This is a genomic window from Pseudarthrobacter sp. SSS035 (genome assembly GCF_023273875.1).
GTDB lineage: Bacteria > Actinomycetota > Actinomycetes > Actinomycetales > Micrococcaceae > Arthrobacter.
This window is the reverse complement of record NZ_CP096882.1, coordinates 2,603,511-2,627,550: the sequence shown is the minus strand read 5'-3', so window position 1 is coordinate 2,627,550 and position 24,040 is coordinate 2,603,511. Positions and strand designations below refer to the sequence as shown.

General features: G+C 65.5%; 25 protein-coding genes. 17 read left to right on the top strand and 8 right to left on the bottom strand.

Annotated elements, in window-relative coordinates:
- Positions 1-35 precede the first annotated feature (35 nt).
- The 12 genes from MUN23_RS12105 (at position 36) to MUN23_RS12050 (ending at position 11,729) form a co-directional block, all read left to right on the top strand.
- The gene (locus MUN23_RS12105; protein WP_248758474.1) at positions 36-611 is read left to right on the top strand and encodes an RDD family protein; all 576 of its coding nucleotides are present in this window, start codon (positions 36-38) and stop codon (positions 609-611) included.
- Between the two features lie 36 nt (positions 612-647).
- Positions 648-1,328 (top strand): NADPH-dependent F420 reductase, encoded by a 681-nt coding sequence (locus MUN23_RS12100; RefSeq protein WP_256468616.1) that lies wholly within the window; start codon positions 648-650, stop codon positions 1,326-1,328.
- Positions 1,329-1,467: 139 nt separating this feature from the next.
- A complete protein-coding gene (locus tag MUN23_RS12095; RefSeq protein ID WP_248758469.1) occupies positions 1,468-2,412 on the top strand; it encodes a hypothetical protein in 945 nt (314 codons plus the stop codon).
- A gap of 170 nt (positions 2,413-2,582) precedes the next feature.
- Positions 2,583-2,759: a CsbD family protein gene (locus MUN23_RS12090; RefSeq protein WP_056340807.1), complete on the top strand. Its 177-nt coding sequence runs from the start codon at positions 2,583-2,585 to the stop codon at positions 2,757-2,759.
- A 227-nt stretch (positions 2,760-2,986) separates the two neighbouring features.
- Positions 2,987-3,787, top strand: coding sequence for a hydroxypyruvate isomerase family protein (locus MUN23_RS12085; protein ID WP_248758467.1), 801 nt, complete (start codon positions 2,987-2,989; stop codon positions 3,785-3,787).
- Between the two features lie 13 nt (positions 3,788-3,800).
- Positions 3,801-4,757: a 2-hydroxy-3-oxopropionate reductase gene (locus MUN23_RS12080; RefSeq protein WP_256468747.1), complete on the top strand. Its 957-nt coding sequence runs from the start codon at positions 3,801-3,803 to the stop codon at positions 4,755-4,757.
- Positions 4,758-4,900: 143 nt separating this feature from the next.
- On the top strand, positions 4,901-6,679 hold the full coding sequence (gene gcl, locus MUN23_RS12075; protein WP_248758463.1) for a glyoxylate carboligase: 1,779 nt from the start codon (positions 4,901-4,903) through the stop codon (positions 6,677-6,679).
- 25 nt (positions 6,680-6,704) lie between these two features.
- Positions 6,705-7,892, top strand: a complete 1,188-nt coding sequence (locus tag MUN23_RS12070; protein ID WP_248758461.1) for a glycerate kinase — start codon at positions 6,705-6,707, stop codon at positions 7,890-7,892.
- Positions 7,885-9,246, top strand: coding sequence for an allantoinase AllB (allB, locus tag MUN23_RS12065; RefSeq protein ID WP_248758459.1), 1,362 nt, complete (start codon positions 7,885-7,887; stop codon positions 9,244-9,246). Before MUN23_RS12070 ends, allB begins: the two co-directional genes overlap by 8 nt.
- Before the next feature lie 11 nt (positions 9,247-9,257).
- The gene (locus MUN23_RS12060) at positions 9,258-9,959 is read left to right on the top strand and encodes a winged helix-turn-helix domain-containing protein (RefSeq protein WP_248758457.1); all 702 of its coding nucleotides are present in this window, start codon (positions 9,258-9,260) and stop codon (positions 9,957-9,959) included.
- A gap of 67 nt (positions 9,960-10,026) precedes the next feature.
- Entirely contained in the window at positions 10,027-10,494 is a 468-nt protein-coding gene (bcp, locus tag MUN23_RS12055) for a thioredoxin-dependent thiol peroxidase (RefSeq protein WP_248758455.1), read from the top strand.
- 191 nt (positions 10,495-10,685) lie between these two features.
- Positions 10,686-11,729 carry a DMT family transporter gene (locus tag MUN23_RS12050; RefSeq protein ID WP_248758453.1) on the top strand — a complete coding sequence of 348 codons (1,044 nt, stop codon included), beginning with the start codon at positions 10,686-10,688 and terminating at the stop codon, positions 11,727-11,729.
- Between the two features lie 67 nt (positions 11,730-11,796).
- Here MUN23_RS12050 and MUN23_RS12045 read toward each other — a convergent pair whose 3' ends face one another.
- On the bottom strand, positions 11,797-12,894 hold the full coding sequence (locus MUN23_RS12045) for a D-TA family PLP-dependent enzyme (protein WP_248758451.1): 1,098 nt from the start codon (positions 12,892-12,894) through the stop codon (positions 11,797-11,799).
- A 77-nt stretch (positions 12,895-12,971) separates the two neighbouring features.
- Here MUN23_RS12045 and MUN23_RS12040 point away from each other — a divergent pair, with 77 nt between their 5' ends.
- On the top strand, positions 12,972-13,349 hold the full coding sequence (locus MUN23_RS12040) for a cupin domain-containing protein (protein ID WP_248758449.1): 378 nt from the start codon (positions 12,972-12,974) through the stop codon (positions 13,347-13,349).
- A gap of 175 nt (positions 13,350-13,524) precedes the next feature.
- Here MUN23_RS12040 and MUN23_RS12035 read toward each other — a convergent pair whose 3' ends face one another.
- Genes MUN23_RS12035 through MUN23_RS12020 form a run of 4 tightly spaced genes read right to left on the bottom strand, consistent with a single transcriptional unit; the run spans position 13,525 to position 17,894 of the window.
- Entirely contained in the window at positions 13,525-14,586 is a 1,062-nt protein-coding gene (locus MUN23_RS12035; protein ID WP_248758448.1) for an NAD(P)-dependent alcohol dehydrogenase, read from the bottom strand.
- A 52-nt stretch (positions 14,587-14,638) separates the two neighbouring features.
- The gene (locus MUN23_RS12030) at positions 14,639-15,556 is read right to left on the bottom strand and encodes a carbohydrate ABC transporter permease (RefSeq protein WP_248758447.1); all 918 of its coding nucleotides are present in this window, start codon (positions 15,554-15,556) and stop codon (positions 14,639-14,641) included.
- The gene (locus MUN23_RS12025) at positions 15,553-16,521 is read right to left on the bottom strand and encodes a carbohydrate ABC transporter permease (RefSeq protein ID WP_248758446.1); all 969 of its coding nucleotides are present in this window, start codon (positions 16,519-16,521) and stop codon (positions 15,553-15,555) included. Before MUN23_RS12025 ends, MUN23_RS12030 begins: the two co-directional genes overlap by 4 nt.
- 26 nt (positions 16,522-16,547) lie before the next feature.
- The gene (locus tag MUN23_RS12020) at positions 16,548-17,894 is read right to left on the bottom strand and encodes a sugar ABC transporter substrate-binding protein (RefSeq protein WP_248758444.1); all 1,347 of its coding nucleotides are present in this window, start codon (positions 17,892-17,894) and stop codon (positions 16,548-16,550) included.
- Between the two features lie 273 nt (positions 17,895-18,167).
- Between MUN23_RS12020 and MUN23_RS12015 the strand changes: the two genes are divergently transcribed.
- Both MUN23_RS12015 and arr read left to right on the top strand, forming a co-directional pair.
- On the top strand, positions 18,168-19,091 hold the full coding sequence (locus MUN23_RS12015; protein ID WP_248758443.1) for an AraC family transcriptional regulator: 924 nt from the start codon (positions 18,168-18,170) through the stop codon (positions 19,089-19,091).
- A 64-nt stretch (positions 19,092-19,155) separates the two neighbouring features.
- Positions 19,156-19,581, top strand: coding sequence for an NAD(+)--rifampin ADP-ribosyltransferase (gene arr / locus MUN23_RS12010; RefSeq protein ID WP_248758441.1), 426 nt, complete (start codon positions 19,156-19,158; stop codon positions 19,579-19,581).
- A 37-nt stretch (positions 19,582-19,618) separates the two neighbouring features.
- On the opposite strand, the gene MUN23_RS12005 is transcribed toward arr, so the two are convergent.
- Positions 19,619-20,536: a helix-turn-helix transcriptional regulator gene (locus MUN23_RS12005; RefSeq protein WP_248758439.1), complete on the bottom strand. Its 918-nt coding sequence runs from the start codon at positions 20,534-20,536 to the stop codon at positions 19,619-19,621.
- A gap of 297 nt (positions 20,537-20,833) precedes the next feature.
- On the opposite strand from MUN23_RS12005, the gene MUN23_RS12000 reads away from it, so the two are divergent.
- Positions 20,834-21,691 (top strand): aldo/keto reductase, encoded by an 858-nt coding sequence (locus MUN23_RS12000; protein ID WP_248758437.1) that lies wholly within the window; start codon positions 20,834-20,836, stop codon positions 21,689-21,691.
- A gap of 7 nt (positions 21,692-21,698) precedes the next feature.
- Positions 21,699-22,409: a flavodoxin gene (locus tag MUN23_RS11995; protein WP_248764068.1), complete on the top strand. Its 711-nt coding sequence runs from the start codon at positions 21,699-21,701 to the stop codon at positions 22,407-22,409.
- A 164-nt stretch (positions 22,410-22,573) separates the two neighbouring features.
- Here the strand turns inward: MUN23_RS11995 and MUN23_RS11990 are convergent, their stop codons facing one another.
- Complete coding sequence (locus tag MUN23_RS11990) at positions 22,574-23,350, bottom strand: alpha/beta fold hydrolase (protein WP_248758435.1); 777 nt, start codon at positions 23,348-23,350, stop codon at positions 22,574-22,576.
- 1 nt (position 23,351) lies between these two features.
- A complete protein-coding gene (locus tag MUN23_RS11985) occupies positions 23,352-24,020 on the bottom strand; it encodes a metal-dependent transcriptional regulator (RefSeq protein ID WP_248758434.1) in 669 nt (222 codons plus the stop codon).
- Positions 24,021-24,040 lie beyond the last annotated feature (20 nt).

Sequence of the window (24,040 nt, the reverse complement as noted above, 5' to 3'; positions counted from 1 at the left end):
CCCCCCAAACACGAGGCAAGGTACAGGGTGATTCCGTGGCACGTGCTGCAGGGCCTCCGGCGGTGGCCGCAACAAGGGAAGTCAAGCCGGCCGGAGTATGGCGGCGGCTGCTCGCCTTGCTGCTCGACTACGTCGTTATCCTCGCGTGGATGGCTTTCCTGGGGTTTCTCTCGTTCCTGACCCATGTCGTCATGGGATCTCTGCCGGACACCCTTGGAACCCTTGGGCCGCTCGGCAGCCAGGTGCTGTACTTCTTTCTGCTGACCTTCGTTGTTGGTGTCTATCTGTATCGCTGCGAGTCGGGTCCGCACCATTCAACCTGGGGCAAGCGCCGGCTGGGGCTGGCGGTGGTGGGTGTCGACGGCGCGGCTCCTTCCCGCAGCCGGATCCTGGTCCGCACAGTGGTGAAGTTGCTGCCGTGGGAGGCAGCCCATTTCTTCGTGTGGCAGATGATGTGGACGTTCTACCAGCATGGCTATGATGCCGCGCCGCCCGTGTGGATTTTTCTGGGGTTGCAGGCTTCAACTGCCGCGGCATTGGTATACATCGCCATGGTGGTGTTCACAGGCCGTGGACCGCACGATCGCGCGGCCGGGACGGTGGTGGTCTGACGGCACCCAGCAGGAACTGAATCAGCGAGGAACGGGATGCGAAATATCCCCACGGGCGCCGGTGTTTCCCCGGATATGACAACCATCGGAATCATCGGCGCAGGACACATTGGCAGCGAGGTTGCCCGCAAAGCGGTGGAACTCGGCTACGACGTGGTGATCAGCAATTCGCGCGGCCCCGAAACGCTGGCCGCACTCGTGGCGGAACTGGGACCCCGTGCCCGGGCCGCGACGCCGGCCGAAGCAGCAGCGGCGGGCGATTTCGCCGTCGTGACCATTCCTTTCAGGAGCCTCGGCAGCATCCCTGTGGAGCCGCTCGCGGGGAAGATCGTGATCGATACCGGCAACTACTACTGGAAGCGCGACGGCCATGTTCCGGCCCTCGACGACGGCGAAACCACGTCCTCCGCGCTGTTGCAGGAACACCTGCCCACGTCCAAGGTGGCGAAGGGCTTCAACCACATCCGGTACAGCGAGATCACGACGGACGGCACGCCTCCCCGCACCCCGAACCGCCGCGCCCTGGTCACCGCGAGCGACCACGCCGAGGCCAGCGAGCTCGTGACGAAGCTATATGACGAGTTCGGCTTCGACACGGTGAACCTCGGCCCGCTCTCCGAGAGCTGGCGCGCGGAGCCGGGCCGTCCGGCGAATGTGGTGCGGCAGAACGCTGCTGAACTCAGCGAGACCCTGGCCAAGGCGCCGCGGACCGTCTAACGCTTGGCGGGCGGTGCGGGGCGGTTTCGGCCGGTGCCGGCCTGCGGTAATTAATCCATTCGGCGTAGTATTTAGGGTGATCCACGTTCTCTTGGCCCAGACGCGGCCCAACCCTGATCCCTGACACCGAAGGATTTCCGTGAGCCACCTCAACCACGACCAGGCCGCGCGGCCGGCCCCTGGCGCCGAAATGCCACCCCACGCCATCGGCAAGGACGTAGCACTCGCCTTGTTGATCGGGCTTCTGGCGGGTTTGCTTGGGCTGGCCCCGTGGCTGGTCACCGGCGCGCAGCTTCCTCTGCAGAACCTTTGGGGCGCGGAAGTGCTGCCGCAGCAGATGCCCCTGTCGCTTCTGCCGTTGAGCCAATACGAACTCACCACGCTCGTTGCGCTGATGACCGTGGGCGGGGCAGCCGCCGGCCTGGCAGTGCGGCTCTCGTCACCGGCCCGACGACGGCTGGTTAAGTGGTGCGCGGCGGCTGGTGTTCTCGCGGTGCAGGCCACTGCGGCGGTTCAGGCGTTCATAGTGCTCGCCGGCGGCTTGGCCGGCGGAACGACGTCGGGAGTCTATTTCGCCGGGCTGCTCGCAGGGGTCATCGCATCCATCGCCGCGAGCATGGTGGCGCTCCTGCTCGGCTCGGCGAAATCCAGGGGCCTCACGGCCCTGGGTATCGGACTCGTCGCCGTGCCCTTTGGCTCGTGGGTCGGCGAGTGGGCGGGGAACCTGGCCGGAGCGGGCAATGTGTCGCCAGCGGTATTGACGCTGCTGCGCTGGTTGCCCGCGGTACTGGTTGGTGTGGCGCTGGCATGGTGCGGCCTCCGTCCCGCCCGCCGCGCATTCGTTTGGCTGGTGAACCTGGCTGCCCTTTGGGTGGTTCCGGCGTTGTTCATCTCCGTCAATTACGTCCTGGGCACACGATTGCCGGAGCGGGACCCGCAGGAATTGGCCCTCATGATCCGACAGATCCTGACTGCCACACTCGGACCCGACGGCGGCGCCGGCCCGACCGTCCTCCTGGCACTGGCCATCGGCCTGGCAGGCGCAGCCGTCCCGGAGTTCGTCCGCCGGCGTCGGCGCAGCTGAAGGCGCCCGAACTCAGCCGCGGGGCCGGTACCAGAACTACCTCGATCCCCCGCATTCCCGCAGATCTTTTTGGGCTGCCCACAGGTCCGAGGGGGTCATTCCTTTCTACAATTTAAGTGGCGGCATAGGCGGCAATCAGCCGAACCTGCCGCACCACAAGGAGGACCGCAATGGGTTTGGGTGACAGGATCCACAACGCCGCGGAGAGGCTTCACGGCAAGGGAAAGAAGGCCGCCGGTGAGGTCAGCGGAAACGACCGCATGAGGGCAGAAGGCAAGGCCCGCGCAGTCCGGGCCGACCTCAAGCAAGCGGGCGAAAAGATCAGGCACGCCTTCAAGCGGCACTAAGTACAGTCAATCGAACGGGCGGCTCTGCCAGGAGCCGCCCGTTCTTTATGCCCGGTCGGGAAGAGAATACTGTCCCCACCCCCTCCCAACCCACACACCCCCTTGACTCGCGCGCCCGCCTTCCCTAAACTTTTCATAAAGCAGAATCTAAATTCCACAAAGCGGAAACTCGAGAAGAGCCAAGCAAGCGGGAAGATAGATCAAAGCCCTCCTCGGAAGGACCTACGATGACGTACACAGTGAACTGCTCCATCCTCTTGACGGAGCTTCCCCTGCTCGAGCGCCCCGCAGCCGCAAAGGCTGCCGGCTTTGACGCCGTCGAGTTCTGGTGGCCCTTCGACACCTCCGTCCCCACGGACGCCCAGGCCACCGGGTTTGAGAACGCCATCAAGGATGCCGGCGTACAGCTCACCGGCCTGAACTTCAACGCCGGCAACATGCCGGGCGGTGACCGCGGCCTGGTCTCCTGGCCCGCGCGTTCCACCGAATTCCTGGACAACATCGACGTCGTCGCCGGCATCGGCGAGCGCCTCGGGTGCAAGGCGTTCAACGCCCTCTACGGCAACCGCGTCGACGGCGAATCGGCCGAGAAGCAGGACGCCATCGGCGCCGAAAACCTCGCCGCGGCAGCTGCCGGCGTCGCAGGCATCGGCGGCACCGTCCTCCTCGAACCCGTCAGCGGCGCCGCCAGGTACCCGCTCCTCACGGCAGCGGACGCCCTCAAGGTGATCGCCCGCGTCAAGGCTGAATCCGGCGCAGAGAACATCAAGCTCCTCGCGGACTTCTACCACCTGGCAGTCAACGGGGACGACGTCGCAGCCGTCATCGAAAACCACGCCAAGGACTTCGGCCACATCCAGATTGCCGACAACCCCGGCCGCGGGGCTCCCGGAACCGGCGAGCTTCCCCTCGGCGAATGGATCGCCCGCAGCCGCGAACTCGGCTACGACGGCTACATCGGCCTCGAATACAAGGAACCGGCGGAAACCGCGTTCAGCTGGGCCATCCGCCAGCGCGTCGCCAACTAACCGGTGATCGAGCCTGTCGAGATCCAGGGTTTCGACAAGCTCAACCACCGGCACCCGCACCACCACACAGACTTTCAGTAAAGGAACCACAATGAGCAACGTTGCAGTCATCGGGCTCGGAATCATGGGCCTGCCCATGGCCATCAACCTCGTCAAAGCCGGCCACGCCGTCACCGGCTTCAACCGCAGCCAGGACAAGATCGACAAGCTCGTCTCCGAGGGCGGCCAGGGTGCCACGAGCATCGCGGACGCCGTCAAGGACGCCGACGTCGTCATCACCATGGTGCCGGACTCCCCTGACGTCGAGGGCGTAGTCAGCGGCAAGGACGGCGTCTTCGCCAACGCGAAGAAGGGCACCTTGTGGATCGACGCCAGCAGCATCCGCCCGGATGTCGCCAAGCGCCTCTCCGAGGAAGCAACCGTAGCCGGCATCCGCCCCCTCGACGCCCCGGTCTCCGGCGGCGAACAGGGCGCCATCAACGCCGCACTCTCCATCATGGTGGGCGGCGAGGCAGCAGACTTCGAGGCAGCACAGGATGTCCTGAACGCCGTCGGCAAGACCATCGTCCACGTCGGCCCGTCCGGCTCCGGCCAGACCGTCAAGGCAGCCAACCAGCTGATCGTCGCCGTCAACATCCAGGTCCTCGGCGAGGCCATCGCCTTCCTCGAGGCCTATGGCGTGGACACCGACGCCGCCCTCAAGGTCCTCGGCGGCGGCCTGGCCGGCTCCAAGGTCCTCGACCAGAAGGGCCAGAAGATGCTGGACCGCAACTTCGACCCCGGCTTCCGCCTGGCCCTCCACCACAAGGACCTCGGCATCGTCACCTCGGCAGCCCGCGAAGCCAACGTCGCCGTCCCGCTCGGCGCCGTCGTCGCACAGCTCGTCGCCGCAACCGTCAACCAGGGCGACGGCGGCCTCGACCACTCCGGCCTCTTCAAGCAGGTCCTGCAGCTCAGCGGCCGCAAGTAGGAGCAGCCCCGTAATGGGGCACTTCGACACGGACACGCCGGCCGCCGTCGTAATTTACGACGCCGACTCCCCCAAAGTGCCCCGCGACGGTTCGCCGGGCCTTCCCTCAGCACACCCAAAACAGACTTTTCAAGGAGTACACAATGACTAAGATGCGCACCGTTGACGCTGCCGTCGCAATCCTGGTTAAGGAAGGCGCCATTGAGGCGTTCGGCCTGCCAGGCGCGGCAATCAACCCGTTCTACTCGGCAATGCGGAAGAACGGGGGCGTCCGCCACACGCTGGCCCGCCACGTAGAAGGCGCCAGCCACATGGCGGACGGCTACTCCCGGGCCAAGGATGGCAACATCGGCATCTGTATCGGCACCTCGGGCCCTGCCGGCACGGACATGATCACCGGGCTGTACGCGGCCTGGGCGGATTCCATCCCCATGCTCTGCATCACCGGCCAGGCCCCTGTTGCCAAGCTGCACAAGGAAGACTTCCAGGCCGTGGACATCCAGACCATCGCCGCCCCCGTCACCAAGATGTCCATGACCATCATGGAGCCCGGCCAGGTTCCGGGTGCCTTCCAGAAGGCCTTCCAGCTGATGCGCTCCGGCCGTCCGGGCCCGGTCCTGCTGGACCTGCCGTTCGATGTGCAGATGGCCGAGATCGAATTCGACATCGACGCCTACGAGCCCATCGTTGTCCAGAAGCCCACGGCCAGCCGCAAGCAGCTGGAAAAGGCGCTGGACATGCTGACCGCAGCCGAGCGCCCGCTGATCGTGGCCGGCGGCGGCATCATCAACGCCGGCGCCTCCGCGCAGCTGGTGGAACTGGCCGAACTGCTGAACGTTCCGGTCATCCCCACTCTGATGGGCTGGGGCACCATCCCGGACGACCACGTCCTGATGGCCGGCATGGTGGGCCTGCAGACCAGCCACCGCTACGGCAACGAGACCATGCTGGCCTCCGACTTCGTGATCGGCATCGGCAACCGCTGGGCCAACCGCCACACCGGCGGCCTGGACACCTACACGGCCGGCCGCAAGTTCGTGCACATCGACATCGAGCCCACGCAGATCGGCCGCGTGTTCTCGCCGGACCTGGGCATCGCGTCCGACGCCGGTGCGGCGCTGGACGGGCTGATTGAACTGGCACGCGAGCGCCAGGCAGCGAAGTCCCTGCCGGACTACGCCGGCTGGGTTTCCGAATGCACCGCACGCAAGGGCTCCCTGCAGCGCAAGACGCACTTCGAGAACGTGCCGATCAAGCCGCAGCGTGTGTACGAGGAGATGAACAAGGCGTTCGGCAAGGACACCACCTACGTGTCCACCATCGGCCTGTCGCAGATCGCCGGTGCACAGCTGCTGCACGTTTTCGGCCCGCGCAAGTGGATCAACGCCGGCCAGGCAGGCCCCCTGGGCTGGACCGCCCCGGCCGCCCTCGGCGTCGTTCGCGGCAAGCCGGACGAGACCGTTGTTGCCCTGTCCGGTGACTACGACTTCCAGTTCATGATCGAAGAGCTGGCCGTGGGCGCGCAGTTCAACCTGCCGTACATCCACGTGGTGGTGAACAACTCGTACCTGGGCCTGATCCGCCAGTCGCAGCGCGGCTTCGAGATGGAACAGAACGTGTCCCTGGCGTTCGAGAACATCAACTCGCCGGAGACCAACGGCTACGGCGTGGATCACGTCAAGGTGGCCGAGGGCCTGGGCTGCAAGGCCATCCGCGTGGAAAACCCGTCCGATCTGCCGGCGGCCTTCGACAAGGCCAAGGCACTGATGGGCGAGTTCAAGGTTCCCGTGGTGGTTGAAGTGATCCTGGAAAAGGTCACCAACATCTCCATGGGCGTTGAAATCAACGGCGTGAACGAATTCGAAGAGCTGGCCGAACGCGGCGAGGACGCCCCCACCGCCATCATCGCCCTGCTGGACTAGTAAGAAACTGAGAGGAGGTACCGGAATGCGTGTGGTCATCGCCCCGGACAAGTTCAAGGGCTCGCTGTCCGCCCCCGACGTCGCCAGCCGCCTGAGCGCGGGACTGCAGTCAGCTGTGGCGGACCTTGAGACCACCCTCATTCCGGTGGCCGACGGCGGCGAAGGCACCCTCGATGCCGCCGTCGGCTCCGGTTTCACCCGCCGGACCGCCACCGTCACCGGCCCCACGGGCCAGCCGGTCCGGGCCGACTTCGCGGTCCGCGGCAGGGAGGCCGTGATCGAAATGGCCGCCGCATCCGGGCTCGCGCTGCTGCCCTCCGTCATCCAAGGCGGCGGCCCGGACTCCGGAACGGCCACCACCGCCACCAGCCTGGGCACCGGCGAACTCATCCGCGCCGCCCTGGACCTGGGCTGCCGGCAGATCATCCTGGGCGTTGGCGGCAGCGCCAACACCGACGGCGGCGCCGGCGTCCTGCAGGGCCTCGGCGCGGTCTTCCTCGACAAAGAGGGCAACGAGCTCCCCGGCGGCGGGGCCGCCCTGGCCCGCCTGGACCGGATCGATTTCTCCGGCCTGGACGTCCGGCTGGAGGACGCCCGCTTCACCCTGGCGTCCGACGTCGACAATCCCCTGCTGGGGTCCAGCGGCGCCGCCGCGATCTTCGGACCGCAGAAAGGCGCGACCCCGAGTGACGTCGTCGCCCTCGACGCCGCCCTGACGAATTTCGTCTTGGTCCTTGCCGGCGAGATCGGCATCCGCGCCGAGAGGGCCGCCGTCGCACCCGGTGCAGGAGCAGCCGGAGGGGTCGGCTACATTGCCATCGCGGCGCTGGCCGCGGCACGCAGGCCGGGCATCGACGTCGTCCTCGAATTCACTGAACTGGAGCAGCGGCTGGCCGGCGCGGACCTGGTGATCACCGGCGAAGGAAGCCTGGACGAGCAGAGCCTGCTCGGCAAAACGCCCATGGGTGTGGCCCGCGCCGCGGCACGTGCCGGAATCCCTGTGATTGCCGTCTGCGGCCGCAGTACGCTGAGCCCGGAACAACTCACCGAAGCCGGATTCAAGGCCGTTCACGCCCTGACCGATTTTGAGTCCAATGTAGAAAAATGTATGGCCGAAGCAGGCCCGCTGCTTGAAGAATTAGGTAAGCACATCGGCGTGCACCTGCCTACGAGTGCAGCGCGTACCGACACCAAGGAGAACGTCCATGTCTGAAGAAACCACCCCGGCGGCCGGCGCGTTTGACCTGGTCATCCGCGGCCAGCGCATCCTCACCACTGCCGGCATCACAGCCCGCGAAGTGGGCATCCGAGGCGGCGTGATCGTCGCCATCGAACCGCTCGGCAACGGCCTCACCGGCACACAGGTCATCGACCTGGCCGACGACGAAACCCTCATCCCCGGCCTCGTGGACACGCACGTCCACGTCAACGAGCCCGGCCGCACCGAGTGGGAGGGCTTCGCGTCCGCCACCCGGGCCGCCGCCGCGGGCGGCGTCACCACCATCATCGACATGCCGCTGAACTCCATCCCGCCCACCACCACGGTGGAGAACCTCAAGCTCAAGCGCGAGGTGGCCGAGGACCAGGCGTTTGTGGACGTCGGTTTCTGGGGCGGCGCGGTGCCGGGCAACAAGAAGGACCTCCGCGGCCTGCATGACGAAGGTGTGTTCGGCTTCAAGTGCTTCCTGCTCCACTCCGGCGTGGACGAGTTCCCGCACCTCGAAGCGGACGAGATGGAGGAGGACATGGCCGAGCTCAAGTCCTTCGACTCCCTCATGATCGTCCACGCCGAGGACTCCCACGCGATCGACCGCGCCCCGCACCCAGGCGGCGACCACTACGAAACGTTCCTGGCCTCCCGCCCGCGCGGCGCCGAGAACAAGGCCATCGCCGAGGTCATCGAGCGCGCCCGCTGGACCGGCGCCCGCGCCCACATCCTGCACCTGTCTTCCTCCGATGCGCTGCCCATGATCGCGAGCGCAAAGCGCGACGGCGTCCACCTCACCGTGGAGACGTGCCCGCACTACCTCACCCTGATGGCCGAGGAAATCCCCGACGGCGCCACCGCCTACAAGTGCTGCCCGCCGATCCGCGAGGCGTCCAACCGCGAGCTGCTCTGGAAGGGCCTGCAGGACGGCACCATCGATTGCATCGTCTCGGACCACTCCCCCTCCACACTGGATCTGAAGGACCTGGAAAACGGCGACTTCGCCGTGGCCTGGGGCGGCGTCTCCTCGCTGCAGCTGGGGCTGTCCCTGATCTGGACCGAGGCCCGGCACCGCGGCATCACCCTGGAACAGGTGGTTTCCTGGATGGCTGAGAAGCCCGCCGCTTTGGCCCGCCTGCACAACAAAGGCCAGCTGGCCCTCGGTTACGACGCGGACTTCTCCATCTTCGCGCCGGACGATGCGTTCGTCGTCGACGTCACCAAGCTCAAGCACAAGAACCCCATCACGCCCTACGACGGCAAGGCGCTCTCCGGCGTCGTCCGCAAAACGTTCCTTCGCGGCAACGAGATCGACGGCCGCACGCCCAGCGGCAAGCTGATCCGCCGCGGCGGCGTCTGAGGCGCAGCGCGATGGCCGTCAACGTCCATGCACCGTACCCGGGGCGCGCCGGCTCCCGTGTTGGCGTCAGTCCGGGCGCCCGTCCCGGCCTCCAGCCGGGGCTTCAGCCGCGCGGCCTGGCGGTGTGGCTCCAGCCCTGTGAGGGCCAGGACATCGACCCGGCGGTCTGGGCCCAGGCCGCCCAAGCGGTCCTGGCGCGTGCCCGGCAGCTCGCTCCGGAGGCCGGAATCCATTTGTGGACCGCAGCCGGAACCTCCGGCGTCGAGGGTTCAGACGGTCCCGACGTTTCCGACGTTTCCGACGGCGGAGCTGATGTTCCGGAAACGGCGTCCGACGCCGGAAACGGCACCGCCGCCGTCGTCGCCCCGCCAGTCTCCCTGGCCGGGCGGCGCAGCATCGTGGCAGTGGATCTGGCCGCGGACACCGTCCTTCTGGATGGTGTCCCGGTCAGCTTCACCCACATGGAATTCAGCCTCCTGAGGTACCTCGTGGAAAACCAGTCGCGGACGATTCAACGTGAAGAACTGCAACGCGTCCTCGAGTCCCTGGACTGCCCCGGCGCGGCATTCCGCTCCATCGACGTGTATGTTGGACGCGTCCGGCGCAAGCTGGGCTCGGCCCGCCACGCCATCGCCACGGTTCGCGGGGGCGGCTACCAGTTTGTGCCCGGACCGGGCAGCACGGTCCGCGGACCCGCGGAATACTGCATCTAGGCAGCCCGTTGCACCCATAGATTGATCGCCGGTCACGGCGGTTGCCCCACAAGTCAAGGATCCTTACATGACCCAGAAACTCCTCGCCGGAACCCAGGCCCCCGATTTCGCCCTGCTCAACGCAGACGGCCACAAGGTCTCCCTCTCCGATTACCGCGGACGCAACGTCATTGTGTACTTCTACCCTGAAGCCGCCACCCCCGGCTGCACCACCGAGGCCTGCGACTTCCGCGACAACCTGGCCAGCCTGCAGTCCTCGGGCTACGAGGTACTGGGCATCTCCCCGGACGCGCCGGAGAAGCTGGCTGCCTTCACCGGCGACTTTGCCCTGACGTTCCCGCTGCTCTCCGACGAGGACCACGCCGTGGCGCTGGCCTACGGCGCCTGGGGCGAGAAGCTGGTGAACGGCGAAGTGGTTGACGGCCTGGTGCGTTCCACCGTGGTGCTCGACGCCGAAGGCAAAGTCACGCTCACGCAGTACCAGATCAAGGCCCAGGGCCACGTCGCAGCGCTGAAGGCAGAGCTGGGCGTCTAAGGACGCACCGGACGCTCATAGGTCCTTCTCGTTGCGGCACGGTTCCGCGGTGATAAAATTCAGCGTCCTCCTGACGTCGCGGACGATCCATCACATCTGCCTTCGGGGGAACACCTTCACCATGCTGCACACCCGCCACCGCGTCGGACCCGAGATACTTCCGGCCACCGCATTCCCGGCAGCCTCCTAGGATGCGCTCGGCTGTTAGTGCCGGTGCTGTCCCGCAGCTCAGATCGGCAGCACGGGTACTGGCCGTTGGCATCCCGCTGGCCGTCACCGCTGGCCTGACCCTGCCACTGCAGGCCCGGATCAACGGCGAGCTGGGGCAACGACTGCAGGATCCGCTGCTGGCAGGGTTGTTCAGCTTCGGCGGTGCCGCGCTGATCATGGCTGCCGCCACACTGGTCCTCCCCAGCGGCCGCGCGGCCTTCGTGAAACTCCTCTCCGGCACACGGGAGGGCTCCATCCCCTGGTACTTCCATGCCGCCGGAGTCGTCGGCGCGTACTTTATCTTTGCCCAGACCAGCTTTGTCGCAGGCGTCGGGATCGCCATTTATACGGTGGCGGTGGTGACCGGGCAGACGGTCAGCGGGCTGGCCGTGGACCGCGTCGGGCTGGGTCCCGGCGGCAAACGGGCCATTACGGCGCTGCGGGTGATCGGTGTGCTGCTCACGGTAGGCGCGGTGTTCTGGGCTGTGTCGCCCCGGCTCTCCGGCGTGCCGGATCCCGCGGCAATGCTGGTCCCGCTCGCCCTGGTTGTCCTGGCCGGGATTCTGATGACGTTCCAGCACGCGGTAAATGGCAAGATCGCCGCGCAGGTTCGGTCGCCAATTCCGGGGACCCTGATTAACTATGTGGTCGGTAGTTTCGGGCTGGCGCTGATCTGGGTGCTGAAACTCGCCCTTACCGGCGGGATGCCCACGCTGCCGGCCGAGCCCTGGCTCTACACCGGCGGAGCGCTGGGCTGCATTAACCTGGTGCTGAGCGCCCTGCTGATCCGGCATATCGGCGTGCTGCTGACCGGGCTGAGCATGATCGCCGGCCAGCTGATCGGCGCACTGCTCATGGACTGGCTGCTGCCAGTGGCCGGCAGCGCCATCTATCCACAAACCGTGTTCGGCACCCTGCTCACACTCGCCGCGATCGTGGTGGCCGCACTCCCCGGATCAGCACTGCGGAAGTTCTGGCAGCCCGGATCCGGGCCGCTCCGATCCCGTCAGCGCCGCCGGCCCTAGCGATCCTTGGGCAGATCCCTGCTGCGCCCTCGCCCAATGCCATCCACCGTGAGTCGCATCCAGGGGTTTATTTGTTCCGTCCGCGTGCAGCCACGCGCCAGCGGTCCACGATTTCGCCGCCGCTGACCACGGTGACTTCGTCTACGAGGTTCATGGCAATGCAGACGTGATTGGGGACCACCCGCAGCCGGTCTCCGAGAGCCGGCAGCGTCGCCTCCGCCGGCCATACGACGGTGGCGTGGTGTTCTGACAGTGCGGAGATCCGGGCTTCCGGGTGGTCCAGCAGCCGCCCGAAGCCGGTGGCCCAGCCGGGCCGGTCCCCGCCGAGGATTTTGCTGCCGGAGTCCAGGATGATCCTTCGCGGTATGACGTCGGTGCCTTCATGGCGGCTGACGACCGTTGCCGCGATGGTCAGTGCGATGTCTTCGGCCGCACAGCGTTCCAGTTCCAGTTGCTGGGCATCTCCGAAGACGTACACGCCGGGCCGGACCTCCGTCGCTCCGGACGTGCCGGTGAGGGTCGCTGTGGGTGTGGACCCGCCGCTGACGTTGGTGATGGGGAAGCCTGCCGCGATGAGCAGGTCAGCGGTTTTGCCGAGAGCCAACCGTTCCTCGTCCGCAGCCTTTAACGGCATGCCCGGGGCATAGCTGTGCCCCGGAAACGTGAAAATTCCGGTTACGCGCAGCCCTGCCCGCGCTGCGGCCTGGGCGACGTCGACAGCGGCGTCCGGTGATATCCCGCTGCGGTGGTGGCCGCTGTCGATCTCCAGCAGGGCTTCAATCTCACCGACGGCATCGCCCAGGGACGCGGCCATGGTTTCGGCTGCTTCCCGTGAGTCCAGACCTACTGCGATCCTGGCTTTTGTTGCAAGGCGTTGGAGCCGTTCAGCCTGTCGGGGACCGACCCAGAGCGGATACGCGATGAAGATGTCTTTGGCTCCGTGCTCTGCAAAGACTTCGGCCTCTCCGAGGGTGGCCACAGTCAGTCCGACGGCACCGGCTGCCAGCTGCATCTGAGCGATTTCGGGGACTTTGTGTGTCTTGACATGTGGCCGAAGATGCAGGCCCTTGGCCTGGACGGCCGTTGCCATGCGGTCGATGTTTCGCTGGAGCACGTCCCGGTCGATGATGATCTCAGGTGTGTCGATTTCCTCTGGGATGGTCATCCTTACACCTTATGCGGAACCCCTCGCATACCCTATGTATACAACACTGACCATCGGTGGGGACTGAAGGAGATGCAATGCGCAAACCAGAGCTGGAGTTCCACGAACCACTCGTTGACTGGCAGAAGACGAACGGCGACGCCGAACACGGAATCTGGGAGCAGATTCTCGCTGCGGACCCCCTCAGCGGAGATTCGACACTGCTCCAACGCTATGAGCCCAGCGCCGACACCATAGCGAGCGGCGTGATCGTCCACGACTACTGGGAGGAGGTCATGATTCTCTCGGGCGAACTCACCGATGTGACCCTGGGGAAGACTTTTACGGCCGGCATGTACGCGTGCCGTCCACCTGGCATGCGCCACGGACCCTACGCCAGCGGCGCCGGCTGTCGCATGCTCGTTATTGTTCGGCATTCCCCGGAAGCCGGCGCGAACGGACACTTGGCGCCCTAGCCGAACGGACACTTGAGGCCCTGGCCCGGCGGACGTACGACGGCGGGGCCTCCCGCCGTCGTCCCCTTTTCGTTAATGCCCTAACCCGGTCCGCAACGGAACGGACATCTGCCCGAGTGCGGGTCCGGGTACATGATGATGTCCACGGGCGATTCGCCGATGGCGGTGATCATGCTCAGCGGCCGGGGTAGACGACGGCTTTGAGCTGGCCAGCCTGCTTGCCCGCTTTCAGGGCTTCTTCGGACTCGGCGAGGGTGAACTTTCCGGTGACGAGAATGTCCAGGTCCACCTTTCCGTCGGCGATCAGTTGGATCGCCAGCGGCCAGGTGTTGGTGTAGCGGAACACGCCGGAGAGCCAGATCTCCCGGTTCTGGATGTACGAAACAGGGAGTTCGACGTCGTCCGCCCCGAGCCCCACCAGGATGACCCTGCCTGCCGGACCCACGGCTTTGATCCCGGAACGGACGGCCTGAGGTGCGCCGGAAGCGTCAATGAACGCGTCGACGTCGAGCCCTTCAACACTGTCCGTCCGGGCGTTCAGCGCACGAGTCGCGCCATGCTTGAGTGCGAAGGCGAGCCGGTCCTCGGCGATGTCAGTGATGTAGATTTCGGTGGCGCCGAACGCGCGTGCGGCCTGGGCGGCGATGATGCCGATCGGGCCGGCGCCGGCGATCAGGACCCTGCTGCCGGGCTTGATCTCTGCACGCTCGCAGGCCCAGAGCCCAACGGAGAGGGGCTCGATCAGGGCGGCCGCCTCGTCGCTGACACTGTCCGGGATGTCGTAGGCGAAGTCGCTCTGGATGGTGACGTATTCGGCGAAGGCGCCGTCGATCGGCGGGGTGGCGTAGAACTCGATGTCCGGGCACAGGTTGTAGCGGCCGGCCTTGCACTGCTTGCAGGTGCGGCAGGGGCGCTGGGGTTCGACGGCGACGCGGTTGCCGATGCGGGCGGGGTCAACGGCGCTTCCGACGGCGGCGATCCGGCCGGAGAGTTCGTGGCCGAGGATCAGCGGGTGGTCCACCACATAGTCGCCGATCCGGCCGTGCTCGTAGTAGTGGACGTCGCTGCCGCAGACGCCGACGGCGGCCACCTGCACCAGGACCTGGTCGGCGTCGATCTGCGGCAGGGGAAGGGTTTCCATGACCATGTCGCCCTGGCGCTTCAGAACGGAAGCCCGCATGGTGGCCGGCAGTTCGGCGGGGGCAAGGGTGGTGGACTGGGCGGTGGGTGTTGTCATTGGAGTGGTCCTTTCGGGAATTCGGAAGTGGTGGTCCGGGTGCCGTGCGGCGTTATTTCACGGCGCCCAGGGAGAGGCCCTGGACGAGCTTGTCCTGGGCGGCGAACCCAGCGAACAGCACCGGGAGGGAAATCACGACGGCGGCAGCGCACACCTTGGCGAGGAAGAGGCCCTGGCCGGAGACGAAGCCGGTCAGGAAGACTGGTGCTGTTCCCGCCACCACGCCGGTGAGGACCCGCGCCAGGAGCAGTTCGTTCCAGCTGAAGATGAAGCAGATCAGCGCGGTCGCGGCGATGCCGGGCATCGCGACAGGTGCCACCACCTTGCGCAGCGTGAGGAGCAGCCCGGCGCCGTCGATCTGTGCGGCTTCCAGCATTTCGGCCGGTACCTCGGCGAGGAAGGACCGCATCATCCAGACCGCGATGGGGAGGTTCATGGACGTGTACATCAGGATCAGGAACCAGATGTTGTCCAGCGCACCGACGGTCCTGGCGAACAGGTAGAGCGGCAGGATCGCCGCCACCACGGGCATCATCTTGGTGGAGAGGAAGAAGAACATCACGTCGGTCCATTTCTTCACCGGCCGGATGGACAGGGCATACGCGGCGGGAATGGCCAGCACCAGGACGAGAACCGTGGACAGGATGGATGCGGTGGCGGAGTTGATCAGCGACGGCCACGGGCTGACGCCGGACGTTTCCCCGAAGAACTCCCGGTACGCGTCCAGGGTGAGGTTCGCGGCGATGGACGGCGGGTTGGTGGCGGCGTCGGTTTCGGAGTGGAAGGAGGTCAGGATCATCCACATCACCGGGGCGGCGAAGAGCAAGGCGAGCAGCCAGGCCCCGAGGCCGGCGGCGGTGTTGTTGCGGGTGGGGTCCATGCGTGACTTTCCGCGCCGGAGCGTTCCGGTCGCCTGTGCGGTGGGGCCGGTGGTTGCCTTGCGGTGTGCGGCAGGAGTGAGCGTGCTCATCGTGCTGCCTCCTTCTTGAAGAGCGAAAAGACGGTGCGGAGGGCAAAAGTGGCCACGACGATGGTGCCGATGACCACTACGACGCCGGCAGCAGACGCCAGGCCGTATTCGTTGGCGAAGTAGAACGTCTGGTAGATGGCGTAGGGCAGGTTGGCCGTGCCCAGTCCGCCTGCGGTGAGGGTGAAGACGGCGTCGAAGTTCTGCACGATATAGATGGCTCCGAGCAGGCCGCCAAGCTCCAGGTACTGGCGCAGATGCGGCAGGGTGAGGTGCCGGAAGATCGCCCACGGTGTGGCGCCGTCCATCTGGGCAGCTTCCACGGTGTCCATGGGACGGGACTGCAGGCCCGCCAGCAGGATGAGCATCATAAACGGTGTCCACTGCCAGACCAGCGAGACGATGACGGCCATCATGGGTGCCTGGGACAGCAGGTCCAGCTGGGGCGCCGTGGTGCTGCCGAAGAGGGACCAGACCCAGGTCAGGATGCCGTTGATCAGCCCGTACGTGGGGTTGAGCAGGGCGTGCTTCCAGATGAGGGCAGCGGCTACGGGCACCACCAGGAACGGTGCGATCAGGAGGGTCCGGGCCAGTCCGCGCCCGATGAACTTCTTGTCCAGCAGCAGTGCCAGGCCCAGCCCGATGACCAGGCTCGCCATGACTACCGAGACGGTGAGGAGGATGGTGGTGAGGATTGCCTGGCGCAGGTCCGGGTCGGTGAGGACCGTGACGTAGTTCTCGAGGCCGGCGAAGGCGGTCTTGTCAGGGCTGAGGCTGTTCCAGTTCAGGAACGAGATGATCAGCGTCACCACGAATGGGAGCTGGGTGACGAGAATGAGGAAGATCAGGGCCGGAAGCAGCGGTGCACGCCGGGCCCAGGCCAGGGCGCGTTCCCGCGACCGGGCATTCCTTGGAAGTTTGGCTGCGTGGTGTCCCGGGCGGGAGATGCGCGCCGTTGCGGTAGTCATGAGGTTCTCCTGCGGTTCGGTTCTGGCTACTTGTACTTGTTGCCGACTTTTTGGGCGGCTTCCTGGCCCTTGGCCAGCGCGTCGGCCACGGTGCCCTGGCCTGCGATGGCGGAGCTGACGCCTTGGGAGACGTTGGTGCCCAGGGCAGCGAACTCGGGAATGCCCACGAACTGGATGCCGACGGCGGGACGTTCCTGGGCGCCGGGGTTCTTCGGGTCGGCGTTCTCGATGGCGAAGCGTTCGGCCTCGAAGAACGGTGCCGCCTTCTGGAAGTCGGTGTTCTCGTAGGTGGAGATGCGTTTGCCGGAGGGAACCTTCGCCCAGCCGAGCTTGGAGGCGACCAGATCTTCGTACTCCTTCGAGCTTGCCCAGGCGATGAACTTCCCGGCCGCGTCCTGCTTCTTTGAGGCCGCCTGCATAGCCCAGGACCAGGTCCAGAGCCAACCGGAGGATTTGGTTTCCTTGACCGGGGCCTGGGCGTAGCCGATCTTCCCCTTCACGGGTGACGTATCGGCTTCCAGGGCGCCCGCGGCCGACGTGGCGTCGTACCACATGGCCACTTTGCTTTGGCTCATGTTGTTCAGGCATTCGGTGAAGCCGGCCTGCGCGGCCCCTGCTTCACCGTGCTCCCGGACCAGTTTGGTGTAGAAGTCGACGGCTGCTGTGAACTTCGGGGAGTTGACCTGGGCGTTCCAGTCCTTGTCGAACCAGGTCCCGCCGAAGGTGTTCACCACGGTGGTCAGCGGCGCGAAGACCTGTCCCCAGCCGGGCTGGCCGCGCAGGCAGATGCCCTTCATTCCTGGGGCTGCGCCGTCCACCTGTGCTGCTATGTCCGCCACCTCGTCCCAGGTGGGCTTCGCCGGCATGGTCAGGCCCTTGGCGTCCATAATGTCCTTGCGGTACATCAGGAAAGAGGATTCGCCGTAGAACGGTTCGCCGTAGAGCTTGCCGTCCTCGCCGGTGAGGGAGGCCGTGTAGGCGGGCAGGATGTCGTCCTGGTCAAACGCGGCGTCCTCGGCAACATTGTCCAGCGGCGCGAGCCAGCCGTTGGCGGAATAGAACGGGATCTCGTAGTTGGACAGTGACGCGACGTCGTACTGGCCGGCCTGGCTGGAGAACTCCTGGCTGATCTTGGCCCGGACGTCGTTTTCCGGCAGGATCGTGTAGTTGACCTTGATGCCGGTTTCCTTGGTGAAATTATCCGCGGTGAGCCGCTGCAGGTCCTCCATCTGGGGGTTGTTCACCATCAGGACATTGATGCTGTTGGGGTCTCCGGCGGAATTGCCTCCGCCGGCGCCGGCACAGGCCGAGGCGCTAAGGGCCACACACAGGGCGCCGGCGGCAATCGCGGCAGCGCGCGTTTTTGGGCGCATTGAGGACTCCTTTGTTCTTCAGGGGGTGCACAACCGGCTCGCGTCGACTGCCGTGTCGACGTACTCGGCTGGGGCGGCCCGGTCATCGGGATTTCGATGTGCCGGGCTGGTATTCCTCAACTTTAGGTGTGTGGGGTAGGGCACAACTAGCGCCCTACATGCCAGTTTCTGATACTAATTTTCCCTATCGGCCTTCCGGGCGCACGCGCTACTGTGGGAAAGTGCCATTGGCGCTGTCCATATTTCATGAACCCGGATACCTGGAGAACCACCATGAGTGCTGCGGATCCCGGCGACGGGGCATCGGCCAGGCTTGCCGAAAGGCTGCTGGGCATGCGGGCCAGCCGGGAGGTCATCCCGGTGGACCCGAACCATTCGGTCCGGTGGCACGAGCATGACTACCCCACCGCGGCGGCCCGCTGGAATTACCACCCCGAGTACGAGATCCACCTGATCAGGAAAGGCACCGGCAAGTTCATTGTCGGGGACCACATCGGCACGTTCGAGGCCGGGCATGTGTCCCTGGTGGGATCAGGCCTGCCCCACGACTGGGTCAGCGACCTTGAGCCCGGCGAGGTCATTGCCGGCAGGGACGCCCTGATCCAGTTCGATGGAAAATGGGTGGAGCAGACCACGGCCCTGGTTCCGGAGCTGGCCGAAATCGAACCCCTGCTGGAACAGTCCGCACGCGGTATCGAGTTCCTCGGGAGCACAGCCCGGGCTGCGGCCGCATCCATCGAAGCGATGGGCACCTCCACCGGGTTGGGGCGGCTGCACCACCTGCTGGAACTGTTTGCCATTCTTGCGCGCTCACCGCAGGAGGACCGGCGCTACCTCGCTGACGAATGGTTCAGGCCGCAGCTGGACGGCCAGGCCGCGGCGGTGGTGGACATCGTGCTGGAGTACGTGTTTGGCAATCACGCCGGCAACGTCAAAATGTCCGAGGCGGCGGCTCTGGTGGGAATGTCCGAGCCGACCTTCTCGAAATACTTCAAGCGCGCCACCGGCCAGAACTTCAGCGATCTGGTCCGCAAACTCCGCCTGGCCCATGCACGGCGGCTGCTCGAGCGCAGCGACAAACCCATCTCGGACATTTGCTACGAGGTCGGGTTTTCCAACCTGTCCAACTTTAACCGGCATTTCCTGAACGACGCCGGCGAAACGCCCCGGAGCTACCGGCAACGAATGCAAGGCTGACCCATATCCGGCGTGCGCAAAGTGGTTGCGAGCTAGATTGGAAGCCCACTTTCGAGGAGGCTGCATGGAGAAAGAACCAATGTCGTCGCATGCCAAAGACCCCGGGCCCTTTTACCACGGCACCAAAGCTGACCTGAAGCCTGGGGACTTGCTGAAACCCGGCAACACGTCGAATTACGGCGAGCGGAAGACGGCGAACTATGTCTACCTGACTGCCACGTTGGATGCGGCTACCTGGGGAGCCGAACTCGGCCTAGGCGAGGGACCGGGCAGGATCTACCGCGTGGAACCCACGGGCTCCTTTGAGGATGACCCCAATCTGACGGACAAGAAGTTCCCGGGCAACCCCACTAGGTCCTACCGAACCCAAGAGCCCTTGCGAGTAGTTGACGAGATCTTGGATTGGCAGCCGCATTCCCCCGAGGTGCTTCAGAACATGCGGAACCACCTTGAAGAACTCAAACGGCTGGGCATCGAGGCAATCAACTGACTCCCGCCGCGTGCCGGCGCTGAGGGCAGTCCGGCCGTCACGACCGGGTGCCAGCGCCGGGTGGTGGGATGGTTGGCGTGCTGGAGTCACCTTGAGGCGATTCAACCGGGCGCTTGTTGGTGGTGCTCCACATGGTGAGGAAGTCTAGTTTTTCCTGTGATTCGCTGCCCGTTTCGGCCGTGTAGGCGATAAGGGTCAGACCGTCTCCGGGGAGTTCAAGTGAATCGCCCGTGAGTTCGAGGTCGCCGACTATCGGGTTGTGCAGCGTCTTGCGGGCTGAGCGGTGGAAGCGGACGTTGTGCCGGACCCAGCGTGTCGAGAATTCCGTGCTTCCCGCGGCCAGGTCACCGATGAGGGTGTTCAGGGCCCGGTCGCGGGGGTTGCGTCCCGATTCGGTGCGCAGCGCTGCGGCGAGGTCATCGGCGATGGTTTCCCATTCGAGAAAGAAGTCTCGGGATCTGGGGTCCAGGAACATGAACCGTGCGAGGTTCAGCGGCAGCGTATCGGCGTTGAGGATGTCCGTGTACAGGGCGAAGCAGAGGTTGTTAGCGGCCACGATGTCCATGCGTGAGTTGCGGACGTAGGCTGGGGTGCCGGTCATACCGGCCAGGATCCTTTGCACGCTGGGGCGTACTTCCGCCCTGACCTTGCGCGTTCCTGATGTTTGCGAGGGTGCAGCCGCCTTGGCCAGGTCGAATAGGTGGGCTCGCTCGGCCTCGTCGAGTTGGAGTGCGCCGGCGAGGGATTCGAGGACACTGTCGGAGACTCCCCGCAGGTTTCCCCGTTCGAGTCGGGCGTAGTATTCCGTGCTGACGCCGGTGAGCATGGCCACTTCCTCGCGTTTGAGACCGGCCACTCGCCTGGTCCCGCCGTAGGCGGGCAGCCCGGCTTGGGCCGGGGTGATTCGCGACCGCCGACTCATGAGGAACTCGCGGACGTCCTTGCTGTTCTGCATGGCTTCTACGTTACGACGGAGCTGGGCTGGCCTAACAGGAACTGGCAGAACACCGCACAGCAGTGACTCCCCCGCGTGGGAAAGGGCTGGTTTTCTTGAATGCAGTGGACCAGCCGCGGCGGTCGAACTCCTAAAAATGGATGGCGGGAAAGCCCCTATCAAGGACGCCAGAATGCAACTCATATCTGGCCTTGGTCGAGCAGCACCACGGACAGGGCGCCACGTGGCTGGAACCCGTCAATGACCAGGACTACGAAACCGCCCACACGATAGTCACCCACCAAACTAAGGAAACTCATGAATAGCGTGACCCTCAACAACGGAATCCAGATGCCCATCCTGGGCTTCGGCGTCTTCCAGATCCCCGACGCGGAGACCCAGCCTGCCGTCGAAGCCGCCCTCGCCGCCGGCTACCGGCACCTGGACACGGCCGCCTCCTACGGCAACGAAGCGGCCGTAGGCGCGGCGATCAAGGCCAGCGGTATCCCCCGTGAAGACCTTTTCGTCACCACCAAACTCTGGATCCAGCACGCCCCGACCGGCAGCGTCCAAGACGACACGAGGCGTGCTTTTGAAAACTCTCTCGACAGACTCGGTCTGGACTACGTCGACCTCTACCTGATCCACCAGCCGCTCGGGGACTACTACAGCAAGTGGCGGGCCATGCAGGACCTCAACAAGGAAGGCCGGGTCCGGGCGATCGGCGTATCGAACTTCCATTCCGACCGGCTTGTGGACCTCATCGAGCACAACGAGATTCTCCCCGCCGTCAACCAGATCGAGACCCACCCCTTCCACCAGCGCGCCGCTGACCAGGCGGTGATGCGCGAAGGCGGCGTCCAAATTGAGTCTTGGGGGCCGTTCGCGGAAGGGCGGAATGATTTGTTCACGAACCCGGTGCTCACCGCCATCGCAGAGGAACACGATAAGTCCGTCGCGCAGGTGGTACTCCGTTGGCTCATCCAGCGCGAGGTCGTCGTTATCCCGAAGTCCGTGCGGCCGGAGCGGATGGCCGAAAACCTTGAGGTGTTCGACTTCGCCATCTCCGAGGAGCAGATGAGCCGGATCGCGGCCCTGGACACCGGCGCGAGCCTGTTCTTCGACCACCGCGACCCTGCGATGGTGAGCTGGTTGAGTGGTCGCAGAATCGACTGATCCCGTGATGACCTCAAACCGCAGGACTATCGGCCGGCGCTCCGTACTTCGTGCAGCCGTCACCGGCCTGGGTACCGCCATAATCACCACCGGAACGTCAGGGTGCACCACGGGAGAACGGAACGAACCCATGCCCGCGCAAGAAACCGCCCCGTCCCCCACCGCGCTGAGCACCCCGGCTCCCGCTGAAAACGCGCGGGTCCTGCTGGCCTACTTCTCCCGCGCCGGGGAGAACTACTACTACGGCGGACGCACTGACCTGGACACCGGCAACACCGAGGTCCTCGCTGGAATGATCAGCAAGCTCATAACGTGCGATGTGCACCGCATCGATGCCGCCGACCCCTATCCCGAGGACTACGACGCCACGGTCGCACGAAACGTCCGCGAGCAAAGCACTGATGCCCGCCCGGCCTTGGCCTCGTCGTTGGCGTCCATCGACCAATACGACACCGTGTTGCTGGCAAGCGGGATCTGGAACGTCCGGGCACCAATGATCATGACGACATTCACCGAAAGGTACGACTTCGCCGGCAAAACAATCCATCCCGTCACCACGTACGCCATGAGCGGGCTCGGCACCGCCGTTCGCGACTACACAAGGTCCTGCCCAGGTGCGGTGATTGGCGAAGGACTGGCCGTGCGGGGCGAGGAAGTCCAAGATGCCGAACCGGACGTCAAATCCTGGCTACAGCGCACCGGGCTGCTCAAAAGCTAGCCACTTGCCAGCTTGGCCACCAGCGGCAGCACGGAACAGCTCCGAGGACATCTCGTCCGCACTGTCCGCCATCACGGTAGCCAAGGAAATCTTTCGCTCCTGAATCCGCGCCCCGCCGCGAAGCGCACGACGGCGGGACCTCCCGCCGTCGTGCGCTCTCCGTTTCAGAGGGCTGCTTTAGCGGCGATGAACTGCCGGATCCACGGGATGGTTTCCGGACGGTCCAGGTGGAGGCCGTGGCCGGCGCCCGGGACCTTGACCAGCGTGGAGCAGCGGATGTGCCGGTGCAGCTGGACGGCGTTGGGCATGGGTTTCAGGGCGTCGTCGGTGCCGTGGAGGATGAGTGTGGGCGATTCGATGGAGCCGAGGCGGCTCCACGCATCGTGGTCCCGGCTGGCGCGGAAGTGGCGCGCCTTGGCCCAGGCGGAGGCCCGTGAGTTGAAGAAAGTGAGGACCGCCTCGGGGTGGTCCTCAGCCCATTCCGGGGCGAAGAACAGAGGCTCGAGCCGCGACATGTCGCCGCTCAACAGCGCTTCCATAGCGTCCCTCGCGGGCTCGGCCCCGCCCAGTGTTCCTCCGCTCGTCGCAGCAAGGATCAGCGCACGAACACTCTTCAGGTGGTCAATCGCGAGCCACTGGGCCACCCGCCCGCCCATGGAGTGCCCGTACACGTGAGCGCTGTCCACGTTTGCCGCTTGGAGGACAGCTACCGCATCGGCGGCGAGGAGCCGCGTGGTGTAGCGGCCGGCGTCGCCATCGCTGCTCCCGCCGATCCCCCCGTGGTCGAAGCGAATGACGCTGAAATGCTGTGCCAGGGCCGCCGCCGTTGGTCCCCAACCGTCCATGGCAGTTGCCTCGCCCGCGATCAGGAGCAGCGACTGGCCGGTACCCTCTTCGGCCCACGCCAGTTCGGCGCCGTCGGGAGCCAGGGCAATCTTCACCTTATTTGGCCACTACCCAGATGGCCTCTGCTGCGGAGGGACCCAGATCAACGTCGCGGTCCCCGACCCGAATCGTGGTCACGTCCGCATACGGGCGGTGGGCCAAAACTTGGAGCTGTGTGTCCGGTCCCAGCCCGAGCTGGGTGAAGTACCGGAGCATGTCCGGGTCCGCGTCCGAGATCCTTGTGATAGTAACCGTCCGTTCCGGTTCCACGGATGTCAGGGGATCCCCTTGCGGGGGGTGCGGTACCCCATTTCCGGAGGGGATTGGGTCGCCGTGTGGATCCCTGGTGGGGAAGCCGAGCTTCTCGTCGATGCGCTGGATCATGGTGTCGGAAACGGCGTGCTCGAGGATCTCGGCCTCGTCGTGCACCTCGTCCCAGCCGTATCCCAGAATCTGCACGAGGAATGTTTCCAGGAGGCGGTGCCTGCGCACCATTTCGACGGCGTGTGCCCGGCCGGCGGGCGTCAGTTCGATGCTGCCATAGGGGGCATGGGTGACCAGGCCCTGCTTTGCCAGCCGACGGATGCCGTCCGAAACGGTGGACGGTTTGACCGCCATCCGCTCGGCCATGGCGCCAACGGTGATGGGAGCCTCGGCCCATTCCGTTGAGGACCAGATCATCTTCAGGTAGTCCTGCGCGGAAGCTGTCAGCTCGGAGACGGTCATATCCCCATATTACCAGCCGA

Coding starts and splice junctions, on each gene's coding strand:
- MUN23_RS12005 (WP_248758439.1), bottom strand. CDS start 20,536: ATGCAGAACAGCAAGGACGTCCGCGAGTTCCTCATGAGTCGGCGGTCG.
- MUN23_RS12050 (WP_248758453.1), top strand. CDS start 10,686: ATGCGCTCGGCTGTTAGTGCCGGTGCTGTCCCGCAGCTCAGATCGGCA.
- MUN23_RS12035 (WP_248758448.1), bottom strand. CDS start 14,586: ATGACAACACCCACCGCCCAGTCCACCACCCTTGCCCCCGCCGAACTG.
- MUN23_RS12030 (WP_248758447.1), bottom strand. CDS start 15,556: ATGAGCACGCTCACTCCTGCCGCACACCGCAAGGCAACCACCGGCCCC.
- MUN23_RS11995 (WP_248764068.1), top strand. CDS start 21,699: ATGACCTCAAACCGCAGGACTATCGGCCGGCGCTCCGTACTTCGTGCA.
- MUN23_RS12045 (WP_248758451.1), bottom strand. CDS start 12,894: ATGACCATCCCAGAGGAAATCGACACACCTGAGATCATCATCGACCGG.
- MUN23_RS12020 (WP_248758444.1), bottom strand. CDS start 17,894: ATGCGCCCAAAAACGCGCGCTGCCGCGATTGCCGCCGGCGCCCTGTGT.
- MUN23_RS12090 (WP_056340807.1), top strand. CDS start 2,583: ATGGGTTTGGGTGACAGGATCCACAACGCCGCGGAGAGGCTTCACGGC.
- MUN23_RS12015 (WP_248758443.1), top strand. CDS start 18,168: ATGAGTGCTGCGGATCCCGGCGACGGGGCATCGGCCAGGCTTGCCGAA.
- MUN23_RS11985 (WP_248758434.1), bottom strand. CDS start 24,020: ATGACCGTCTCCGAGCTGACAGCTTCCGCGCAGGACTACCTGAAGATG.
- MUN23_RS12085 (WP_248758467.1), top strand. CDS start 2,987: ATGACGTACACAGTGAACTGCTCCATCCTCTTGACGGAGCTTCCCCTG.
- allB (WP_248758459.1), top strand. CDS start 7,885: ATGTCTGAAGAAACCACCCCGGCGGCCGGCGCGTTTGACCTGGTCATC.
- MUN23_RS12100 (WP_256468616.1), top strand. CDS start 648: ATGCGAAATATCCCCACGGGCGCCGGTGTTTCCCCGGATATGACAACC.
- MUN23_RS12060 (WP_248758457.1), top strand. CDS start 9,258: ATGGCCGTCAACGTCCATGCACCGTACCCGGGGCGCGCCGGCTCCCGT.
- gcl (WP_248758463.1), top strand. CDS start 4,901: ATGACTAAGATGCGCACCGTTGACGCTGCCGTCGCAATCCTGGTTAAG.
- arr (WP_248758441.1), top strand. CDS start 19,156: ATGGAGAAAGAACCAATGTCGTCGCATGCCAAAGACCCCGGGCCCTTT.
- MUN23_RS12070 (WP_248758461.1), top strand. CDS start 6,705: ATGCGTGTGGTCATCGCCCCGGACAAGTTCAAGGGCTCGCTGTCCGCC.
- bcp (WP_248758455.1), top strand. CDS start 10,027: ATGACCCAGAAACTCCTCGCCGGAACCCAGGCCCCCGATTTCGCCCTG.
- MUN23_RS12025 (WP_248758446.1), bottom strand. CDS start 16,521: ATGACTACCGCAACGGCGCGCATCTCCCGCCCGGGACACCACGCAGCC.
- MUN23_RS12000 (WP_248758437.1), top strand. CDS start 20,834: ATGAATAGCGTGACCCTCAACAACGGAATCCAGATGCCCATCCTGGGC.
- MUN23_RS12040 (WP_248758449.1), top strand. CDS start 12,972: ATGCGCAAACCAGAGCTGGAGTTCCACGAACCACTCGTTGACTGGCAG.